The sequence below is a fragment of the Mesorhizobium sp. M1A.F.Ca.ET.072.01.1.1 genome (assembly GCF_004023325.1).
Lineage (GTDB): Bacteria > Pseudomonadota > Alphaproteobacteria > Rhizobiales > Rhizobiaceae > Mesorhizobium.
Genome location: NZ_RZSF01000003.1, coordinates 20,860 through 37,767, shown reverse-complemented (window position 1 = coordinate 37,767; position 16,908 = coordinate 20,860). Strand labels below are relative to the sequence as shown.

Annotated in this window: 21 protein-coding genes; 8 read left to right on the top strand and 13 right to left on the bottom strand. The window is 55.3% G+C overall.

The window, feature by feature from the left end; all coding sequences use genetic code 11:
* Positions 1-15: 15 nt before the first annotated feature.
* The 11 genes from EOA32_RS00975 to EOA32_RS00925 form a co-directional block, all read right to left on the bottom strand.
* Positions 16-1,644: a hypothetical protein gene (locus tag EOA32_RS00975; protein WP_128370581.1), complete on the bottom strand. Its 1,629-nt coding sequence runs from the start codon at positions 1,642-1,644 to the stop codon at positions 16-18.
* Positions 1,644-4,244 (bottom strand): phage tail protein, encoded by a 2,601-nt coding sequence (locus EOA32_RS00970; protein WP_128370580.1) that lies wholly within the window; start codon positions 4,242-4,244, stop codon positions 1,644-1,646. Before EOA32_RS00970 ends, EOA32_RS00975 begins: the two co-directional genes overlap by 1 nt.
* The gene (locus tag EOA32_RS00965; protein ID WP_128370579.1) at positions 4,241-4,648 is read right to left on the bottom strand and encodes a hypothetical protein; all 408 of its coding nucleotides are present in this window, start codon (positions 4,646-4,648) and stop codon (positions 4,241-4,243) included. Before EOA32_RS00965 ends, EOA32_RS00970 begins: the two co-directional genes overlap by 4 nt.
* 1 nt (position 4,649) lies before the next feature.
* Positions 4,650-5,168: a hypothetical protein gene (locus tag EOA32_RS00960; RefSeq protein ID WP_128370578.1), complete on the bottom strand. Its 519-nt coding sequence runs from the start codon at positions 5,166-5,168 to the stop codon at positions 4,650-4,652.
* Positions 5,169-5,278: 110 nt separating this feature from the next.
* Entirely contained in the window at positions 5,279-5,935 is a 657-nt protein-coding gene (locus tag EOA32_RS00955) for a hypothetical protein (protein ID WP_128370577.1), read from the bottom strand.
* Positions 5,935-8,253 (bottom strand): phage tail length tape measure family protein, encoded by a 2,319-nt coding sequence (locus EOA32_RS00950; protein WP_128370576.1) that lies wholly within the window; start codon positions 8,251-8,253, stop codon positions 5,935-5,937. Before EOA32_RS00950 ends, EOA32_RS00955 begins: the two co-directional genes overlap by 1 nt.
* A 5-nt stretch (positions 8,254-8,258) precedes the next feature.
* Positions 8,259-8,627: a hypothetical protein gene (locus EOA32_RS00945; RefSeq protein WP_128370575.1), complete on the bottom strand. Its 369-nt coding sequence runs from the start codon at positions 8,625-8,627 to the stop codon at positions 8,259-8,261.
* A gap of 32 nt (positions 8,628-8,659) precedes the next feature.
* The gene (locus EOA32_RS00940; protein ID WP_128370574.1) at positions 8,660-9,088 is read right to left on the bottom strand and encodes a hypothetical protein; all 429 of its coding nucleotides are present in this window, start codon (positions 9,086-9,088) and stop codon (positions 8,660-8,662) included.
* A gap of 66 nt (positions 9,089-9,154) precedes the next feature.
* Positions 9,155-9,970: a hypothetical protein gene (locus tag EOA32_RS38295; RefSeq protein WP_189406800.1), complete on the bottom strand. Its 816-nt coding sequence runs from the start codon at positions 9,968-9,970 to the stop codon at positions 9,155-9,157.
* Positions 9,971-9,995: 25 nt separating this feature from the next.
* A complete protein-coding gene (locus EOA32_RS00930; protein WP_189406798.1) occupies positions 9,996-10,424 on the bottom strand; it encodes a phage tail terminator-like protein in 429 nt (142 codons plus the stop codon).
* A gap of 1 nt (position 10,425) precedes the next feature.
* On the bottom strand, positions 10,426-10,842 hold the full coding sequence (locus EOA32_RS00925; protein ID WP_210214796.1) for a hypothetical protein: 417 nt from the start codon (positions 10,840-10,842) through the stop codon (positions 10,426-10,428).
* A gap of 73 nt (positions 10,843-10,915) precedes the next feature.
* Here EOA32_RS00925 and EOA32_RS00920 point away from each other — a divergent pair, with 73 nt between their 5' ends.
* The 7 genes from EOA32_RS00920 to EOA32_RS00900 all read left to right on the top strand — a co-directional run bounded on the left by EOA32_RS00920 (position 10,916) and on the right by EOA32_RS00900 (position 14,892).
* Positions 10,916-12,001, top strand: a complete 1,086-nt coding sequence (locus tag EOA32_RS00920) for an AAA family ATPase (RefSeq protein WP_128370572.1) — start codon at positions 10,916-10,918, stop codon at positions 11,999-12,001.
* A complete protein-coding gene (locus tag EOA32_RS38290; RefSeq protein WP_189406795.1) occupies positions 11,998-12,165 on the top strand; it encodes a hypothetical protein in 168 nt (55 codons plus the stop codon). The genes EOA32_RS00920 and EOA32_RS38290 overlap by 4 nt, the downstream gene beginning before the upstream one ends.
* A 128-nt stretch (positions 12,166-12,293) precedes the next feature.
* Positions 12,294-12,458: a hypothetical protein gene (locus tag EOA32_RS38285; RefSeq protein ID WP_189406793.1), complete on the top strand. Its 165-nt coding sequence runs from the start codon at positions 12,294-12,296 to the stop codon at positions 12,456-12,458.
* Positions 12,458-12,805, top strand: coding sequence for a hypothetical protein (locus EOA32_RS00915; RefSeq protein WP_128370571.1), 348 nt, complete (start codon positions 12,458-12,460; stop codon positions 12,803-12,805). The genes EOA32_RS38285 and EOA32_RS00915 overlap by 1 nt, the downstream gene beginning before the upstream one ends.
* Positions 12,802-13,944 carry a hypothetical protein gene (locus tag EOA32_RS00910; protein WP_128370570.1) on the top strand — a complete coding sequence of 381 codons (1,143 nt, stop codon included), beginning with the start codon at positions 12,802-12,804 and terminating at the stop codon, positions 13,942-13,944. The genes EOA32_RS00915 and EOA32_RS00910 overlap by 4 nt, the downstream gene beginning before the upstream one ends.
* A 4-nt stretch (positions 13,945-13,948) precedes the next feature.
* The gene (locus EOA32_RS00905) at positions 13,949-14,185 is read left to right on the top strand and encodes a hypothetical protein (protein ID WP_128370569.1); all 237 of its coding nucleotides are present in this window, start codon (positions 13,949-13,951) and stop codon (positions 14,183-14,185) included.
* Positions 14,185-14,892, top strand: coding sequence for an NUMOD3 domain-containing DNA-binding protein (locus EOA32_RS00900; RefSeq protein ID WP_189406791.1), 708 nt, complete (start codon positions 14,185-14,187; stop codon positions 14,890-14,892). The genes EOA32_RS00905 and EOA32_RS00900 overlap by 1 nt, the downstream gene beginning before the upstream one ends.
* On the opposite strand, the gene EOA32_RS00895 is transcribed toward EOA32_RS00900, so the two are convergent.
* Entirely contained in the window at positions 14,861-15,883 is a 1,023-nt protein-coding gene (locus EOA32_RS00895; RefSeq protein WP_128370567.1) for a phage minor head protein, read from the bottom strand. The two genes, EOA32_RS00900 and EOA32_RS00895, sit on opposite strands and share 32 nt — an antisense overlap.
* Before the next feature lie 4 nt (positions 15,884-15,887).
* Positions 15,888-16,262: a hypothetical protein gene (locus EOA32_RS00890; RefSeq protein WP_128370566.1), complete on the bottom strand. Its 375-nt coding sequence runs from the start codon at positions 16,260-16,262 to the stop codon at positions 15,888-15,890.
* A 116-nt stretch (positions 16,263-16,378) separates the two neighbouring features.
* Between EOA32_RS00890 and EOA32_RS00885 the strand changes: the two genes are divergently transcribed.
* The gene (locus tag EOA32_RS00885) at positions 16,379-16,885 is read left to right on the top strand and encodes a hypothetical protein (protein WP_128370565.1); all 507 of its coding nucleotides are present in this window, start codon (positions 16,379-16,381) and stop codon (positions 16,883-16,885) included.
* Positions 16,886-16,908 lie beyond the last annotated feature (23 nt).

Sequence of the window (16,908 nt, the reverse complement as noted above, 5' to 3'; positions counted from 1 at the left end):
TTCGATACGCAAACGCTACAAATTTTGCGGAATTCCGAAGATATAGTAGCGCATTCCTAGCGCGTCGGTGTCGTGATTGCTTCCGTCCCAAGTTTGATTTTTGGTTGTGCCGCCGCTGTTGTTTGCCGTTTGCGGATTGCTTCCTGCCATGTAGAAATCAACGGCGCTTTCGTCGGCGTGAACCATTGCCCAAGAGCTATCTTGCGATGCTCTACCCGTCCAACTTGCGGCATCGGTAAACACGCGATGGAAATCCGGACGGGTTGCAATCGGATGGCTGCTTTCTGGAAAGATGATGCTTTGTTTGACATAAAGCTTCAACGCTGGCGACGGATTGTTTACATTGATTGTCGTCATCCGCTCGCCCTTGAATTTGTTCGGGCTTGCAACGACGGTCGGGAAATCGGCCGTCCAGTTCAAAAAGCCTTGCGCGAGGATCGGCAGATACGCCAATCGAGTATCAACGATAATGTCGTTGAGATTGGGCGCGACATCGGACGAACCGGGACGCTTGATTTGAGCAAAGTCGGTTGTGCCATCGTTGCCGTTATAAAGAACTTTCTTGCCGCCAGTCGTCTCGATTTGATCGCTGTCGGCAAAGATGATGTAGCGCAATGTTAGCGCCGTCGCCTTCTGATTGGTGATCGTAACTTTCTGGTTTGCAACGTCGATAAAATATCGGAATTGCAACGATTTGTCGGATGCGATGCTGTCATAAAATGGCGGGTTCCAAAACTCCGTATCGGTTTGCCGCTTAATCATGAAATCCATATAGGTAAACGCCGTGATCGGAAGCGGGCAAGGAATGTCGATACTTCCGGACGCGGGAACGGTAACGTCACCCGCCGCCATGATCTTGGCGGGAATTTTGTCTTCGTGGAAAATGTAATGATCCGGGTTGGGATCACTTACCGTTCTACCCGGCAGCGCGAGCCGTGCAGTCGTCGGGTTGATCAACAGAACTTGTTGCCCGCTAACCGGCGTGGTGGAAAAATCCGGCAATGCATCCTCGCGCCGTGGCAATTGAAAAGTTGTCATCAAATATCTAGTCGGATCGGTAAAGCCGAGATTGTTTTTGGTGTTTCTCGCATACGCTTCGCGAAAGCCGCTTGACCCGAACAAGTTTCCGTCAATCTGACCGATTGTCGTTCCAAGATAACCGGACGAACTATCGACAAAGCCGTTGCTACTTGCAAAGCTTGTGTAATCGACTTGCGCACCGACAAACGTATTTGCGGGCAAACTTTCGTCAATCCAACGGAATTCAACATGCGGCATATACCCGAACGGAAACCATTCTTTGTAAAAGTATTTGGTTTGTGCGCCGCTGCCGCTTGTCAGCCAAACGATTGTTGCTTTTGCAGTTGGCCCAATATTGGACGCGGTGTATGGGCTTTCGAAATCGCCTTGTGTCGTGAAAAACCAATAGTTGGTGTTCCATCCGCCAGAACGGTAACGGCTGTCATAGCTTCCCTTTTCCCCGATATCGTAAACATAGCCGAGAGATGTTCCGCGCAAGCTGTCAAATTTGAACTTGCCGACATTGGCGGGGTCTTCTGTCGCACCATTCGTTGCGGGATCGTATGCTATCCGCAAACACGGCGTTGTGTGATTGTACAAACCAAATCCAAGCTCGCCAGTCATCACGGCACCGATATTGAAATAAATTCGTTGTCGATATCGATTTTCAGCCCGCTAGTCGGTCCCTGAATTAGACCAGCGTTCACGATGTTGACATCTGCGATATTGAGCTTTAGGACGCCGCCCGAATACACCATTGGTTGATGTGTGTTCGTCCCGTCCGTCACGTAAAAATTGCTGGCTTTGATGATGTAGTTAGAGAACGGCAGCGCCGGGTTGCCGCCCGTAAAGCCGGCTTCCATGATCAAGCCGGCATCAACCCACGCGTCGCCCGTCGTGGCGCGTACTTGCGCCGTGAGCCGCGACACCACGTCGCCCGCGCCAGCGCTCACCACAAGCTGAAATAGGCCGTCTGCCGACACAAGACCGACCGAAGCTTGAACGTCGGTTATAGCGCCCGCCTGTGCCACTAGTTGGCCGTCGATTTCGTCTATCGAGGCGAACAGTTCGGTTGACGCGGCAGCGAACGCGTTGCCGAGCTTGACCGCCGCATAGTTATCCTTGGCGATCCGCCCGCCCGTTTGTGCGACCGCGAGCGCGAGTTGCGAAAGCCGGTCGCGCGTCGCCTGCAATTCGGCGCTTAGTTGCGTATAGAAGGCGATCAGATCGGCTTGCGCATGGGCAAGATCGTTTCGAGCATCGCTTATCGCAACGTCCGTTGTCGTCACGTCGAGCCAGTCCGACCAGTCCGTTTCGCGGCCGGAATACGGAACAAGCTTGCCGCGCACCTTGTAATCGGTCTTGGGAACAAATGTCGCGTTGATGATCGCGGTTAGCGGATCGTCATTCGTGCCGGGATCGCCGTAAGGCAAGGTTCCGTCAAACGTCAAATCGGTATCCGGTGCGGTCGCGATCTTGACTTGAATGCGGACGGATTGAACGTCATCCATCGTGCCGGGATAGTTCACCGCAATCGACGGAGCGCGAGGCGTCCCGTCGTTATCGAACAGCGTTGCCGGCGAAGCCGCAAAGCCGGTGAACGTTTGGACGGGCGGATTGACGTTGCCGACGTAGCCGACCGAAAACGGCTTTTCGTCGGTTCCCGGCGTCCAATCGTAATCGGCCGCGTCGATTTCCTGCACCGACACGATTTGCACCATGCCGACTTTGCCGGTGATGGCCGAAATCAGGAAATCTTTTGTCGTGTAGCCTTCACGCGTTGACGACCACGACACAACGTCGCCCGGTTCCAACAACCATGCTTCTGGCGGCAGCGGGATAATGTGACGACGGAACTTGCGGTTTGCCTCGACGGCAGCTTTCAGCAAGCGTTGAACTTGTGTGTTCGATGTTGTCGTTGCAAACTGCAAGTTTGCCAGCAAGCGCCGGCCTTCGTCTGCGGCTTCAAGATCGGGAACAAGGTAAGGCGGCGCGTCTTTCGCTGCCCAACCCTCGCCCGGTTCCGGATAGGACGCGTGAGCGCCGTTATAGGTCTGTTCAAGGCCGGGGAACGGATCGAACGTCAAGTCTTCCGTCGCAAGGATATCGCCGTCTGTGAACGAATAGACCGCCGCAGCGGGCGCGCCAGCGGTGATCTTGTAATAGCCGCCGATTTCGTACATGCGGCCCGAACAGCCGTCTAAGAACGCCTCGATAATGTCGAGCGGCTGTTGATCGACGTTGACTTCATATCCGCATGTGTATTGCGGTTCGGTGCCGCCAGCGACAAGGCTAATCGCGGCGTCGCATTCGTTGATTGCCGCAATCCAAGACGCGGACGGCAGCAACAGCGCCGGCAAGTTCTGACCGCCGAAAATCCAAGTTCCGTCATAGTAGATACCGCGCGTGATGTTGTAATTGACCACGGCGTTGTTTTTGCTGAATTCCCAAGTTGTCGGATCGTTCCAGCGATGCAAGCCCGATCCGCCGTTTGTGCTATCCTTTGCCGGGTTGTATAGCTTGACGCCGTTCACTTCGAACCGCATTTGCGGAATGCCAGTGAAGAACTTGCGATTAAACCGGCAAGTCACGACGGCATACGCAACGCCTCGCCCGATCATGTCGGCCGTAAAAGGCCGGTCGGGATCGCTGCCGAATTTCGCGCGGCAATGCGCATCGGCAACAGTTTGCGTTCCGTCATAGAACTTGACGAACATGTAATATTTGCCGTCTTTCAGGAATTCGGTAACACCGTTGCCACGTCCGGACGGATCAACGTCGCCGCTGATTGTGCATTTCTCGCCGTTGACCCAAATCGTATTGGTGAAACCGCTAACGGGAATGTCGGACAACGACACAACGAAAGTAATGAACGCGTTCGGCGTGTCACCATCATTTCCGTAAGTGTTGACGTATTCGAGTTGCCCGGCCGTGGCGTAAGCGCCGACGATGAACGATAGCGGGTTGTCGCCGCCCGTTTGGATATCGGTTTTGATGCCTGATTGCTGCTTTGAATTCTTGCCGCGCGTCAAAAGACCAATACCGATCTTAAGCGCGGTCGTGATCGCAATCCCGATCAAATTACCGACGAAGCTACCGCCAGCGATGAACGAAAAGACGGACGCGATACCAGCGAACAGCGGGCCGGCATGAGCCACGCCGACGAAGCAAAGCAGCCACGAAAAGGTTTCGAAGGCGAGACGGAACAAGCGGCGCATTTTCATACTTCAAAAGCTTTCGTCGCTTCGGAAAGCGGCAGGCTTGCAATTCCTTCCGGCCGCAGCACTAGAACGCGCTCACCAATGACCCAACCCGACGCGGTGCCGATTTCATCGTCAATCGTAAACACCGCGATATCACCAACGCGTGCTTGCGACGTGTGATCGTGTTCGCGCATGAACGTCCGGAAGAACGCCAAATGATCTTCGAAACCGTCTTTCCTGACCGCCCGCACAATCGCCGCGAGCGTCTTCAATTTGCGATACGGCTTAAACGGATCGTCATCGCGAACACACAACCAACCGTTCGCGATAAAATGCGCGCAATTGTTCTTGTCGTTGTCAAACTGGACGCGACGAACTTCGTTGAAGTAGCTGAAAAGAGCGGATCGCCAATTGCCTTTACGCATTTTATTGATCCTGCTTTTTCTCGCCCCAATAGATCGACCAGCTACCGGCAACACCGGAGTATTGCCGCAGCCGATCACCGCTGCGAAGCTTTTGCGTTTCGTCCGATTTCTTGGCCGGGTTGATGATTGTTAGCTCGCGCGTCCTAGACACGCATTCGAGCGCAACGCCGCCGCTGCTACCGGTCTTTGGTCGCGTGACCGGCGCTTTGTTGACGATCCCGACGAAATGCGGCAGCGGCCGGGCGACAAGCTTGCGCGTGTCCAAGTCGAGCAAGCCGTAATGAATTTCGACCTTGGCGTTTCGCGCGTCATAGCCACGGATCATATTGTTGACCGACGCGTTGGTTTGAGAAAGCTTGATCCGGACGGTTTGAATGCTCAAATCCGAAACAAGCGCGATGTCATCGACGTCGATCAGCGATCCCAAACCGACATAGGTTCGGACTACCGGCAAACGCGTTTGACCCGAAATCACTTCGGCATCAACGTTGAATTCCCAATTGGAAAAGCCGCCCGACACTTCCGCGCCGGTCGTGCGATCCTTGCCGATCATCCATACAAAGCGCCGCGTGATGATGCCTTTGCGCGCATTGAGATAAGCGATGGTTTGAGCGTCAACATCGGAACGCATTAGTTGAAACTTTCGATCACGTCGAATTTCTTCCCTTCGACGTGCTGACCGCGTACAAGCCCGCTGTCATAGCTGCCGGGGATCATCTTGACGCGAGCGGCCGGCTTTTTCAGCGTGACGGTAACGCCGGTTGACGTGCCGGCGTACACATGCGGGCGCAACTCGATCTCGGCTTGTCCCGCGCCATTCGCAACAGCACCTTGGACGATCCGGTGATATGCGTTTAGAACGCCGCCCGGCCCGAACGGGAATTGAACGAAATCACCGGCCGAAAGCGTGTAACCAATCGGCAAACCGGTCAACGTGATCTGCTTGTTGTTCGCATTCAGCGAAAGGATCGTGACGACGTTCGCGCCAAGGATCACGCCGCCCGGATCGGCCATCGGATAGAGCGCTGGCGGGCCGTACAGCATGAACGCATTTATCGAGCCGTCGAGCGCTTCAATCAGCGCCGATATTTTGCGGTCTTCGTCATAGGTCAGACCGCGAATGTTCACCGTTCCGGTACGCAACGGCGGCGCAACTTCGGCCGCGAGGATTTGCCCGTTTTCCAGCCCGTCGATTTGGTCGTTGCGCTGCATGAACCATTTGATGCTTTCGATCTTCAACAGATCGGCAAAGTTCGCGAGCGAATAAGGGAACGTCAAAGCGGCCATTATCTAACCCTAGGATCGGAACCGATTTCATTGACGCGGATTGGCAGCACGGCGGTATCGTATTGGCTGATACCTTCCTCGACGCCTTGGCGAACCATTTCCTTAATCTGCTTGTCGCCGTTCGCGCCGCGCACGTTAACGTTGACTTCGGACGGCATACGCGGCCCGCCAGCGCCGCCGTTCGGGTTGGCCGGCATGACCGCAGAAACGCCTAGATCGCCGTTGCCCATGCGCTTAAGCGGCAAGATGCCTTCCGGTCCCGCCTCGCCCATTTCCCCAAGCGCGGTGCCGTTGGCGAAGCTAAAGAGCGTCGAGCGGTTGGCGATCTTGCCGGCGAATGAGCCGCCCTTGGCGAACCGTTGAACGTTGTCGTTTGCAGCGCCGAACGCGCCGCCCTTGGCGAAGCTATCCATGAAGCCAAGGCCGAACAGATTACCCAAGCCGCCGCCCGAACCGCCGCCGAAAAGACCGCCGAGAATATCCCAAAAGCCGCCGCCCGAACCGGACGCGGAATTGACTTGAAACAGCGCGTCAACCAATTCGTTAAGCAGCTTGTCAATGATCTTGTTCAACACGTTCAAAGCAGCGTCACCGAACGCTTGCCAAAGGCTTTCACCGTTTTCGATCCCTTGCGCGAAATCCTCGAAAAACCCTTTCGTAAGGTCTTTCGCGAAATCCATTGCCTCGCGCGTGTTCTTGATCTGGATTTCGAGCGACGCCATATCATGGGCCAAGCCCATAAGTTGCTCGCGCTGTTGCGGCGTTAGGTCGATACCCTTTTGACGCGCTTCGTTGAGCAATTGCGTCTGATACTTCAATTCCGCAGCCGCTTCGGCCGTCAAGCCGAGCGCGTCACGTTCGGCTTGCAGCTTCGCAATCTCGTTTTCGGCACCCGTAACGATATCGGAAAACTTTTCCGCGTCCGTTTTGCCGCGATGTTTCTTTGATTTCGCGTCGTCGGTAAGCTTGATCGCATCCGCGAGCTTGCGCACCTTGTCGGCCGCACCGGACGCTGCATTACCGATGACCGTTACAGCCTGCCCGACGTAATCGACGCCTTGCGCATCCTTGACGATCTTCGAAATATCGTCCGCGACGCCGGCCGCAGCGCCAGCATTCGGGTTTTCAATGCGCGGCAGCGTGAACGCGTCCATTTTGGCTTGACCGATTGCGCCACCGGTCATTTCAGAAATTTGGTTCCAGAACTTGCCAACCGCGTTTGCAACGTAATTGAGCGCGCTTTCAATCCCGCTGATAAGCGCGTTGCCGGCTTGAACGGCCAAGTCACCGAACGCGGCCGGCAGCTTGTCCCATGTCGCAACAAGCGCGTGGTATGCACCGACGAACGTTCCGACGATATAATTTGCCGTGTCTTTGATCAGCTTGACGATATCGAAGCCGAAATATTGAGTGAATTCGTCCCGGAAGATATTCAACGCCGCCAGCACAAGCGCAAAGCCGAGAATGAACGCCGTCGCCGGGTTGGCCGCAGCAAAGCCGATGGCAAGCCCGACAAGGTACGCGGTCAAGCTTAGGACGGCACCGGAAACAGCCGAGATTGCGCCAAGGATCGCCGGGCCGAATGCAATCAGCATCGCGCCGCCGATCAAGACCAGATAGGGCGCAATCGTCGGCAGAATGTCGGCAAAGGTGTTCAACGCGTCTTTAGCGAGCTTCGCCCAATTCACCATTTGGACGATTGCCGCGATAAAGGCGACTATGCCGAGCGTAGCGAGCGAGACGACGCCTAACAGCGATCCGAACGCCGCGCCAAGCGCCTTGACCGCTTCGGCCGGCTTCATGGCGGCAAAGACGCTCGCTAATTGCGTTCCCTGTTGCAATGCGATCTGCAACGGGTTCATGCCCATTGCCGCCGTCACGCCGATATCTTGGAACTGTGCCGCAATGTTCGCGGTGTTGGCTTTCATCGCGCCGAGCGAAGCGGAATTCTGATTGGTCGCGTTTTGCATCCGCTTAAGCTTGCCGGATGCCGTGTCGGCCGCGTTGCCAAGATTGGTCACGCCAGCCGCCGCAGCCTGTGAAGCGGTGCCGGCCGTGCTGGTAGCCGCAGCCGCTTGCGTCGCCGCCGTAGCCTGCCGCGACATGCCGGTTGCAGCGGTCGCGGTCGCCGTGGTCGTCTTGGTCACGCCGGCCGCTGCTTTCTGTGCCGCCGTGCCGGTCTGCGATAGCGAGTTGTTGACTTGATCGGATGCTTTCGCCGCTTTGGACGCGGCGGGCGCGAGCGCTTCTAGCGAAGCCTTCGCATCCTTCAATTCCGACGTGTCAGCTTTGAAACCGATTTCGGCAATATCGGCCATTTAGGCTACTTTCCGCGCCGCCCTTTCTTTGCCGCTTGCGCGGCCCGGTCGGCTTCAACTTTCTGCTTTTCGCGTTGACGCTCGCGGTAAGCTTCAAGTTCAATGTTCATTTCCGCGCAATATTTCGCGTCCATCGCGCGCAAAATATCGAATTCCCAATGTTCCAACACTTCGCCGGTTACAGCCCGCCAAGCGATATATTCACTTGGCGGGATCGGGACGCAAACACCGTCTTTGATACGCTGACAACCTTCGGAAATTTGGAAAAACCATCGCCACAAATACAACCCGGCAAGCGGGACAACTAGCGGCGGCGCGTAGGTATCGAACTTTTCGTTCCGCTTCCGTCTTGTCTCGCCATTTTCATCTTCCATTTCATAGCGAACAAAGACGTAAACCGCCTCGATCAGTTCGGCGCGGAAGCCGTAAAAAAATCTTTTTCTTCCGAAATAGCTTCGTCAATCTGATTGCGAAGCCATGGCAACTTGGTAAAGACTGAAATAACGCTGGCGCGGTTGAAGTCGGGAACCTTGCCGTTAAACGTCGCCTGTTCGCCCTTTTCGTCTTCCTTGCCATCGGCGTTGATCTTATACCATTGCCAACCGGTCATCGCCTTGAACGTCAATTCGTTGGCGTTGTCTTCGATGTCGTCGGCCTTGAAGTTCTTGCCGCGCGCTTCGAGCCGCAGCCGTTCGTTGGTGATCTGCTTTTTCAGCGGCTTCATGCGTTCGTCATTGATCGACATGATAGAAACGCGGACGCCGATGTTGCGACCGTTGCCGGGATGCGTGATTTCGATAAAGCGTTCGCCGGGCTGAATGCCTGAAATGTCCATAACAATGCTTTCGAGGGTTTTGGGTTTGGTCAAAGTGGACGGGCGGCATTCGCGCCGCCCGGTCGATTAGGCAATGACTGCCGTCGTCGGTGCCGAGAATGCCATAGCGGAACCGCTGGCGTTGGTCGCGGCGACGCGTACCGTAATGATCTTACCGAGTTGATCGGAAGTCAGGGAAAGTGTGTTGGTCGTCGCGCCGACGATTGCCACGCCGCCCGCGAACCACTGATAAGCGTAGGTAATGACGGCATCGCCGGTAAACGTGCCGGTCGAAGCGGTAAGGTCTTCGCCAACTTCCGCCGTCCCGGTGATCGCCGGAACAACCGTGTTCGTCGGTGCAACGCCAACCGTCGTCGGATCAACAACGATTTCTTCCTGATTGTAACCGATGGTAAAAACTTCAATGTCGAAATCTTCGTTGCGGCCGAACGGGCGCTTTGGACCGGCGACAAGACCACGATTGTAAATGATCGTGCCGGTTCCGCCGACCGACGTTGCGTCGTTGCGCACCATTTTGAAAGCGTAGTTGAAATTGGTCTTCGCTGCGGCGCGGACGGCTTTCTGGCCCGGATCGGTCGGAACGCGCGCAACCTCGATGTCGGGAGTGCCGGCGTCGGTCAAGCCTTTCGACTTCTGAATAACGCTGATATCCCATGTATCATAGTTGTTGAAGTTGGTCGATGAACCGGCTTCGCCGTGGTTGCCAAGCGCCTTGATCAAAATCCAATCGGTGATTGCCTCGAAATCGGCTTTTGCCATTTCGTTGGGCTGCGGCGTCGGTGAAATGTACAGCTTCGAACCGGCGTTCGAATTGGCGAAGGCGACGGGGTGAAAAAGCGCCGCAACAGCGGCGACGGATGCGAGTAAAAGTTTGCGACGCATTGTCGAAAAGCCTTTCAAAATCTGATTATTCCGCTGCGAAACTCTGATACCGCACTGTTAGTACAAAAACCGTTTCGGTTCCAGTCTCGATTGACCCGAAATAATCCGGATTTTCGTCAATTTTCACAACGGATTGACCGGATTGCAACGATTTTCCCTTTGCGAAGAACGAACCGATTTGCTCGATTATGTCGATTGGCGAGTAAACGCCTTGATCATTGTTCGGCCAGTGCAAAATCAGACGCAACGTTCCCCTATATGTCTTCGACGATCCCCAAAATTCGCCGGTTATGTTGTTGGGCAAATGCACCAATTCCAACCACTTTTGATCATCGGGAATAACGAACGTGCGACCAAGATATTTGATCGGCAGCGCATTGGACGGCGGCGGGCAAGCCTCGACCGCAGCGCGAGTTGCCGTTTGCAGCGCTTCCAAGATTTCACGTTCCGACATGCTATTTGATCCTTGCTTTGATTTCCGCAACGACTTCGTTGACCGTCTGTTGCCAGCGCTGCAACGCGCCTTCAAGAAAACCGTCATATGCCTCGCGGTACTTCGCGTAATTCGCTGTCCAGCCGAAAAAGAAATTTGCGCCGAACCGCAGCTTTGACAGTGCGGCAATCACCGAGTTTTCATTGTAGCTGTACGTTTTTCCCGCTTCCGGACGAACCGGGCCGGTTGGCACACCGTTGAGCGACGCTTGCCCGGACGCCCGCAGAAAGCCGGTATCGACACGCATTCGACCGCCCTTGGCAACCGGCGTCTGTGCAATGTCGATTGTTCGTTGAATGCTTTCGCGAGCAAGCGCGGTCATCCGCTTGTCCGTCTTGGTGATAAATTCGTCTACTTGCGCCTCAAAGTTTTTTGACATGCCGGTAAAATTCCCGCTTGATTTGCGATGGTGGCGCGATTAAAACTAAACGCAAATTTCACATGGGCGGCATATGAAACCGATTGAAAAGCTAGAAAACGCCCTTGGCGATCCGGCAACCTTCATTGTCTCGACCGAAAACATATCGCTTTTGCGCGAATGGGCCAAGGCCGTAGGCAAAAATCCTGTTGACGTGGCTGTAATGACGCCCGTCCAATTGGCGAATTTATACCACGCGCGAGCCGGCAACGACAACAGCCTAAACGAAATGTTCGTCCGGATCATGCGGGCCGTTCAAGTTCCGGGATGGAACACCGAGATTATCCGCCTGCTTTGCAAGGAAGAAATAGACAATCTTCACATTGAAACAGTCGCGGAACGGGTTGCGCGGCTTGTGATGATCCCGCGCCGTATCGAGATATCAAGCCCGACCGGCTCGACCGTCCTAAACGGGCCGGTCCACTACATGACTGAAAAGATTATCAAGATCGCCTCGCGCGGCCATCCTATAATGATGGTCGGCCCGGCCGGCTGCGGCAAAACCAGCATCGGCCGCAGCGTGGCGACCGCGCTTAATCTGCCGTTCTACATAACCAGCACGATCAACGAAGAACACCATTTGACCGGCTTCATTGACGGGTACGGCCATTACCACCGGACGCCGTTCCGCAACGCCTTCGAAGGTGGCGGGGTTTGGGTTGCCGACGAAATCGACGCTTGGGACGCCAGCGCCCTACTTGCGGCCAATGCCGCGCTCGCCAACGGCTTTGCGGTCTTTCCCGACAATCCCGCGCCGGTCAATCGTCATCCGGATTTCCGGATGGTCGCGACGGCCAACACCTACGGCAGCGGCGCGGATCGCATCTATATTGGCCGCAACGAACTGGACGCCGCGAGCCTCGACCGGTTCGCAACGCTCAACGTCGATTACGATTTGACGCTTGAACAGCTTCTAAGCAACGGCAATCAACGTTGGTTAGAGCGTGTTTGGGGCGTTCGCAAGAAAGTCAACGAAAAGAAAATCCGCCACGTCGTTTCAACTCGCGCGATCATCTTTGGAGCGGATGCGCTCGCGCACAACGTCGCGACATGGGACGAATGCGAAGACATCTATTTGTTTAAGGGAATGAGCAAAAGCGACCGGGAGAAATGCGAATGACCACAAGAGTTGAGATTGTCGAGGAAGTGCCGGGAGTGCCAAAAAGCGAACAATGGTTCATTCGGCACGAAGGCAAGACGCATTATTTTGCCGATCACGCCGACGCCGTTAAATGGTGCGCGGAACGCGGCTTTGAACATAAGACGGAATATTTCGAATATTAAACGTTGACGACCATCGAAAATTATGCGACAAACGAACATCGGCAGGCGGTGAAGTCTACTAGACAGCCTCTTAACCATAGTCGCGGACCCTAGCAAAACCGCCTGCCGATAACCGAAAGGGCGCAACGATGTTCACGAATATCCGTATTTTGATTGGCGATCTTACCCGCGCTTGTGTCGAGCTTGGCGAGGTTCACGTTATCGCTGCCGGCTCAATGTACGCCACGCTTAAGCTTGACGATGACGATATTCGCCGGTTGTCCAAGGCGCACATTCATTGGAGCATTGATTGATGCCACGCGCGGCGCTTAAGTATTTCAACGGCGAGCAAGAGCTTGACCGCGTTCAATACATGGCTGCAAATCATTTCGTAGCATTGAACGCCGATCCGTACAAATTCCCAATCGAACGCGCCGATTGGTCCGACCGCGTACATATTGGCTATCTACCACGCGCGCCCCATGCGCTGACGACATGGGAACACCTTCGCCCGCTTAAGGTTTTGCGCACCGTCAAAGTTGTCGCAACCAAAGACCCGCATGTTTGCGACTGGCGTTGTGAAGGCGCTTACAAGCATTCCGAATGCCGTTGCTCTTGCGGCGGCAAAAACCACGGGATCAAATGCGAGCCGGTGACGTGATCACTGCGAGCGGTCAAACCTTCCAGCATCGCGAGACGCTTAAGGGTATGCGCGGCCGATGGAACCCGGCCGGCAACAACTGGCAATTCGACTATCTCACACCGGGCCAGCTTGCCACGCTACGCGGGCTTGTCGGGGTCATGGTGAGCGGCGACGAACCGACGCCCAATCCCTTCCAATCGCTGTCGGCCAAACGTCGCGAGCATTATCGTTCCGTTTGGCTTGCCGACGATGACGAAGACGACGTTAAAGCCTGCTATCCGCGCAACGGAGCGCCAACGTTGATCATTGGCGACGACGCAACCTATTTGAACCATTTCAAGGACAAGAACCCGATTGTTTATTTCGGCTTTTCGTCCATGTCCGCTTTCGTCGCTCACGTCTCGACATTGCAGCGTCCAGTTAACGACGGCTGGACGTGCGACGCGGGTTGGCATGGCGACGAAGACTATACCGGGACGGCAGACTTTGACGAAGCTGTCAGCCTCGCCCGCCACGGCTGGACGGAGGGTTTCGGGCTGGCTCGACGCCTAGCAGCGCCGCCAGCCCGCGCCAAGCGCCGTAAACACGCCCTAGCGGGCGGATCGGTCAACGTCGGGCGGTTGTTGGCCGGCAATCCCATGCACATGCTTAAGCGTGAGCCGCAACCGGCCAACAAGGTCGTTACGCTGTTCGTGGAAACGGTCATGTGGGCAGGGATCACGGCAAGCAATGCGATCTTTCGCGCGCTGCTAATCGCCGGCATCGTTGACCGCCTCGAACACGAAGGCTATCGGTGCGAAATCGTCGCGACCTATTGCGCGAGACGCCGGGACGCCAAGGAACACTATCAAACCGCCGTCCGGTTGAAGGCACCGCACGAACGCTTGAACTTGCTGGACGTAACGTTTGCGTTCGGTCATCCATCGTTCGGACGCCGACTGATTTACGCGATAGAAGGTTGCGTGCCGCAGTGCGGATTGACCCGCGATTGGCGCGGCTACATTTCGCAAGCTTTTGACGATGATCACCCATGCAGAAAGAACGAATATTATATTCCGCAACTTCGCACGAACGCCGTTGATCAAGACAACCCGCTTGAACTTTTGCCGCATATCATCGACACCAACACGCTTCCGATAACTTTGAAATGGGATTGAAACAATGCTAATCGCACATATCGAAGGTTGCACCCGAGTTTGCGGCAAGTCGCAAGGCTATCTAGGTTTGCCCGTCCGTGACGAAACGATTATCGACAAGGCGAGCGGCGAAGTCGTGAACTTGATGCATACGGCATGGGAACCGACGCCCGACGAAATCGAAAAGATCAAGAACGGCGCAAAGATCATCGTAAGCGTGATCGGCAACAATCCGCAGCCGATCATGTTGAATGTTGGTTGATGACAACCGACCGTTGCGTTTACTTGCACATAACTCCCGATACTGGACGTGTCTTTTACGTCGGTATCGGGACGAAGCGGCGCGCCTTCCAATGTTCAACTAGAAACCATAAGTGGAAGCGGGTTGTCGAAAAGCATGGCAAGCCGCAAGTTATGATCATTGCGGACGGGTTGAGCATAGACCACGCTGTTGAACTTGAAAAGTTCTGGATAAGGCATCACGGCTTGCATCGGCTGGCAAATATTTCGCCGGGTGGTGACGGCGTTTCCGGTGCCGGTCATTCCGCCGAAACCAGAAAGAAACTAAGCCTTTTGATGAAAGGGCGAGACAAAGGGAAACGTTTATCCGACGACCATAAACGCAAAATCAGCGCCTCTTGCATCGGTCGGAAACCTTCACAAGAAACGAGGGAAAAGATACGCAACACTCTTTCCGGCAGGAAGATACCGGAAGATGTCATTGCAAGGATGAACATTCGCGGCAGAGTACGGTCTGAAAGCGAACTAGAAAAGTTGAGGCAAGCTAACGCCAGCAAGACAATTCATCACTTCAAACACGATGAACACGGCGACGTATTTTCTACCGCTTACGAACTTCGCAAGAGATACAATCTTTCCGATAGCGCATTGTCCGCTGTAATTAAACGTAAGCGTCGAATTCACAAAGGATGGACCATCAATCTAGGTCATCCAACCACGACACCTTGAGACGCACCCGGCAACGACACATAATCGTTTCATCGCCGCCAGCGCCTAAGCTGGTATCGCCCGGAAAGAGCAACTTTGCGCCAGATGGCGAAACGAAAGGTTCGTCCATTCCGACCGCTTGACCTTCCATCTTGCGATGTGACCAACGAACGCGGTTATCGCCAACGCTATCCCAAATTCTTTTGACCGCGCTTTCCTTCATTGCGCCCAAATCGATTGCCTGCCGGTGCGCCTCATATTCCGACCGGTTCAACGACTGCACCGCTTCCGTCCGCGCAATCGTCTCGCCTCGATACCGCAGCGCGTTATCACGGTAACGACCAACAAGCTTTTCAACCGTGGCGTTGTCGAGCGGCGTTCCCTCGCGGATCGCTTTCGCAACGATCCGGTCAAACCGCTTGTCGCGCAATGCCCGCGTAAAATAATTGTCGCTCAAATCCTGCAACTCGCGCCGAACGTTTGACGACCATCGTTCTTGCTGTTGCGTCAAACCGATGATGCCGCCGACGCGGCGACCGGTCTGCGGATCGATCCGCCCGACGATATCGAGCGCAACGGATCGCGGGTTGCGGCCGGCTTGCATTCCTTCCGTCAAGAGATTGCGGACGCCCGCGCGAGCGTCTTCTGTCAACCGCGTGATCAGCGATGACGAATGATCGCGCAACCACGCTTCGGCGCGGCTGTTGCGAACGTCAAAGCGGAACACGACCTTACCGGATGGCGTGTTGAGAAACTTTGGAAACGTCTTGCCAGTCATGACGCCGCCTTGTTCGTAAGCGCGTTCAATCGCGGCTGTAATCGGCCGCATGGCCGCATCCGAAAAGCCGAGCGCTCTAAACGCGGCTTCTAAATCACCCTCGCCAATCGCCTTGACCATGGCGTTGATAATCGCGTTATCCACAACATCTTGCATCGCACCAAGGAAGGCGGAACGAATGTCGGGAACAAACAAATCAATCAGCGCGTCGAGGATTTCACGCGGCGACGCCATCGGCTTACTTTCTAACGATCAGAACGAACGCGGCCGGCGTCCCGGCCGATGGCTTGGCGATTGCCTGCACGATTTTACGGCGCTGCCCGTCGATGGTGACAAACCCGCGCACAACCGTTTGTGCTGTAAAATCAGCGGCTAAGGCCGGATGAACCGCCGCCGTAATCTGTTCGTCGGTCGCGAGCGCCAACCCGTTTTGCACATATTTGAATTTCACGCCTCGCGCCGTGGCGTCCAGCGCAAACGGGCTTTCGACGGCCGGGCCGGGATTGTCGGCCGGTCCATTGCCCGGCGTGACCCGCACATATGCAATCGATCCTTGATTGAATTCCGCAAGCAATCCGGACGCGACAGCTTGCATATCGTCATACAGCGTCATTTTTCACCCCTGCTTGTCGAAAATTTAACTTGACGCATTTTATGCGCCGTTTTATCTATCTCGACCATTGGTTTTTACCAGTGCAACAGTTTGTCAACAGAAAGCGAGGAACCCATATGTTCAAGACCGCATCACTTTCCGCCAATGTCGCCGCCGTCGCATTCGCCAGCAATCCGAAGACCGCACCGGCCGCAGCCGCAGCACCCGCCGCTGCCGGCAAGCGCGTCGATCCGGCGATTACCGGCGTGTATTCGCTCGCGGTGCCGGAAGGTAAGTCGAATTCCAATCGCGGCTCGAAGTCGCCTTATCCCTTCGACACCATCGAAGCCGGTCAGGCGTTCGGCGTGAAGAACAAGACCGCTAAGCAGCTTTCCAGCATCGTTTCCAATCAGAACCGCAAGGAAGCCAACCACCGCCCGGTTAAGGACGACGCCGGCAACGTCGTTTACAAGACCAAGGACATCACCGCGCCCGATGGCACCGTGACCAAGGTTCCGACCAAGGAACCGGAAACCGAACAGATCAAGGCTTTCGTCGCCTATGACGTTGACGGCGATCTTGCCGCCAAGATCAAGGGTACGCCGCTTGAAGGTTCGTCCGTTCTGGTCTTCCGGACGAAGTAACTCCCAAGACGCGCCGCAACCCA